Raw genomic sequence first — 4,062 nt, forward strand, 5'->3', positions numbered from 1 at the left:
CGACCTCCACGTCGACCGGCCTGTCGTCCGCTAACAGCTCGATTGGTTCGCTCTCGACTTCGACCTCGACGGGCCTGTCGTCCGCCAACAGCTCGATCGGTTCGCTCTCGACTTCCACCTCGACGGGCCTGTCGTCGGCTAACAGCTCGATCGGTTCGCTGTCGACTTCGACCTCGACGGGCCTCTCGTCGGCTAACAGCTCGATCGACTCGCTGTCGACTTCCACGTCGACGGGTCTGTCGTCGGCGAATAGCTCGATCGGCTCGCTCTCGACTTCGACGTCGACCGGTCTGTCGTCGGCTAACAGCTCGATTGGTTCGCTGTCGACCTCCACGTCGACCGGTCTGTCGTCGGCTAACAGCTCGATCGATTCGCTCTCGACTTCGACCTCGACGGGTCTGTCGTCGGCTAACAGCTCGATCGGTTCGCTGTCGACTTCGACGTCGACCGGCCTGTCGTCCGCTAACAGCTCGATTGGTTCGCTGTCGACTTCGACCTCGACCGGTCTGTCGTCGGCCAACAGCTCGATTGGTTCGCTGTCGACTTCCACGTCGACCGGCCTGTCGTCGGCCAACAGCTCGATCGGCTCGCTCTCGACTTCGACGTCGACCGGCCTGTCGTCCGCTAACAGCTCGATTGGCTCGCTGTCGACCTCGACGTCGACCGGTCTGTCGTCGGCCAACAGCTCGATTGGTTCGCTCTCGACCTCCACGTCGACCGGCCTCTCGTCGGCTAACAGCTCGATTGGTTCGCTGTCGACTTCGACCTCGACTGGCCTCTCGTCGGCCAATAGCTCGATCGGCTCGCTGTCGACTTCGACCTCGACCGGCCTCTCGTCGGCCAACAGCTCGATTGGCTCGCTCTCGACTTCGACCTCGACCGGTCTGTCGTCGGCCAACAGCTCGATCGGTTCGCTCTCGACCTCCACGTCGACCGGCCTGTCGTCCGCTAACAGCTCGATTGGTTCGCTGTCGACTTCGACCTCGACCGGTCTGTCGTCGGCCAACAGCTCGATCGGCTCGCTCTCGACCTCCACGTCGACGGGCCTGTCGTCGGCCAACAGCTCGATCGATTCGCTGTCGACTTCCACGTCGACGGGCCTGTCGTCGGCTAACAGCTCGATCGGTTCGTTGTCGACCTCCACCTCGACCGGCCTCTCGTCGGCCAACAGCTCGATTGGTTCGCTGTCGACTTCCACGTCGACCGGCCTGTCGTCGGCTAACAGCTCGATTGGTTCGCTCTCGACCTCCACGTCGACGGGTCTGTCGTCGGCCAACAGCTCGATCGGTTCGCTGTCGACTTCCACGTCGACCGGCCTCTCGTCGGCTAACAGCTCGATCGATTCGCTGTCGACTTCCACGTCGACCGGCCTCTCGTCGGCTAACAGCTCGATCGGTTCGCTGTCGACCTCCACGTCGACCGGTCTCTCGTCGGCCAATAGCTCGATCGGCTCGCTGTCGACTTCCACGTCGACGGGTCTGTCGTCCGCTAACAGCTCGATCGGCTCGCTGTCGACCTCGACCTCGACGGGCCTCTCGTCGGCGAACAGCTCGATCGGCTCGCTGTCGACTTCGACCTCGACGGGTCTGTCGTCGGCTAACAGCTCGATTGGTTCGCTGTCGACGTCGACCTCGACCGGCCTCTCGTCGGCGAACAGCTCGATCGGCTCGCTGTCGACTTCGACCTCGACGGGTCTGTCGTCGGCTAACAGCTCGATTGGTTCGCTCTCGACGTCGACCTCGACCGGCCTGTCGTCGGCCAATAGCTCGATCGGCTCGCTGTCGACCTCGACCTCGACCGGCCTGTCGTCGGCCAATAGCTCGATCGGTTCGCTGTCGACCTCCACGTCGACGGGTCTGTCGTCCGCCAACAGCTCGATCGGTTCGCTGTCGACCTCCACGTCGACGGGTCTCTCGTCCGCCAACAGCTCGATCGGCTCGCTGTCCACCTCGACCTCGACCGGCATCAACTCGTTGTCCACTGGCCTGAGCAGCACCAACAGCTCGGTGTCGTCGCTGTCGACCTCGACCTCGACGGGCCTGTCGTCGGCCAACAGCTCGATCGGTTCGCTGTCGACCTCGACCTCGACCGGCATCAACTCGCTGTCCACCGGCCTGAGCAGCACGAACAGCTCGGTGTCGTCGCTGTCGACCTCGACCTCGACGGGCCTGTCCTCGACCAACAGCTCGATCGGTTCGCTGTCGACCTCGACCTCGACCGGCCTGTCGTCGGCGAACAGCTCGATCGGTTCGCTGTCCACGTCGACCTCGACCGGCATCAACTCGTTGTCCACCGGCCTGAGCAGCACGAACAGCACGATCCTGTCGCTGTCCACGTCGACGTCGACCGGCATCGGCTCGCTGTCCACCGGCCTGAGCAGCACGAACAGCTCGGTGTCGTCGCTGTCGACCTCGACCTCGACCGCGATCAATGACGCGAAGACGCACTACTACAGCGTCAACGACAACGGCGTGCAGCAAGGCAACTACGACAACAAGGGCGCGACGGGCACCAACGCGATCGCAGCCGGCGTGAACGCCAGCGCAGCAGGCACCAGCAGCGTCGCGGTCGGCGACGGTTCGAACGCGCAGTCGGCAGGCGCGGTCGCGATCGGCCAGAACGCATCGGCAACGGGCGGCAAGGCCGTGTCGATCGGCTCCGGCAACACGGCAAGCGGCGACGGCGCGGTGGCAATCGGCGACCCGAGCATCGCAACGGGTACCGGCGCGGTGGCGATGGGCGCGAACGACACGGCGACCGGCAACGGCGCAGTGGCGCTCGGCAACGCGAACACGGCCAACGGCGCCAGCGCGCTCGCCCTCGGCAGCTCGAACCAGGCCACCGCGGACAACACGATCGCGCTGGGCAACGGCTCGGTGGCCAACGCGGCCAACGCACAGGCCTTCGGTGCGGGCGCAACGGCAAGCGGCGCAGGTGCGCTGGCCTTCGGTTCAGGCGCAACGGCCAACATCGCGAACTCCGTCGCAATCGGCATGAACTCGGTCACGAGTCCTGCGGTCGCCGTGTCGAGTGCCACGATCGGCGGTGTCACGTACTTCTTCGCGGGCAGCTCGCCAGTGGGTCCGCTCAGCGTCGGCGCACCGGGCCAGGAACGCCAGATCACGAACGTCGCCGCCGGCCAGATCTCGGCCAGCAGCACGGACGCGATCAACGGCAGCCAGCTCAACGCGACGAACAACGCGGTGAATGCGCTGTCGACGTCGACCGCGTCGAACGTCGCGTCGCTGTCGACCGGCATCAACTCGCTGTCCACCGGCCTGAGCGCGACGAACAGCAACGTGGCGTCGCTGTCCACGTCGACCTCGACCGCGATCAACTCGCTGTCGACGGGCCTGAGCGCGACGAACAGCAACGTCAACTCGCTGTCGACGTCGACTTCGACCGGCATCGGTTCGCTGTCCACCGGCCTGAGCACGACGAACAGCAACGTGGCGTCGCTGTCGACCGGCGTGACCAACATCAACAACACGTTGAACTCGCTGTCGACGACGATCAACAACAACAACACGCGCACCGCCAACAACAACGGCATCGCGGCCGACATGAACGGCAAGGGCACCGACGTCCCGACCGTCACCGCGGGTTCGAACTCGGTGGCGATCGGCGCGGGCTCCAACGACGGCGGCCGCTCGAACGTGGTGTCAGTCGGCAACGACCAGCAGCAGCGCCAGATCACGAACGTCGCGCCGGGTACGCAAGGCACCGACGCGGTGAACGTGAACCAGTTGACGCAGGTGCAGACGACGCTGTCGACGGCACTGTCGGGCCAGCAGGCGCAGATCAACTCGCTGGGTTCGCAACTGCAGCAGACCGACCAGATGGCGAAGCAGGGTATTGCGGCCGTCGGCGCGATGGCGTCGATCCCGCAGCTCGATCGCGACGCCAACTTCGGGATGGGCGTGGGTACGTCGACCTTCCTCGGCCAGAAGGCGATGGCGGTCAACATGCAGGCCCGCATCACGGAGAACCTGAAGGCGTCGATCAACGGCGGCTTCAGCGGCGGTCAGAAGGTGATCGGCGCCGGCATGCTGTACCAGTGGA

At 65.2% G+C, this 4,062-nt stretch carries 1 protein-coding gene; it reads left to right on the forward strand.

Annotated elements, in window-relative coordinates:
- The coding region (locus tag JYJ84_RS30200; protein ID WP_205189861.1) for a YadA-like family protein at positions 1–4,062 on the forward strand (4,062 nt) is incomplete at both ends.

This window comes from Burkholderia sp. LMG 13014, assembly GCF_905232215.1.
Lineage (GTDB): Bacteria > Pseudomonadota > Gammaproteobacteria > Burkholderiales > Burkholderiaceae > Burkholderia.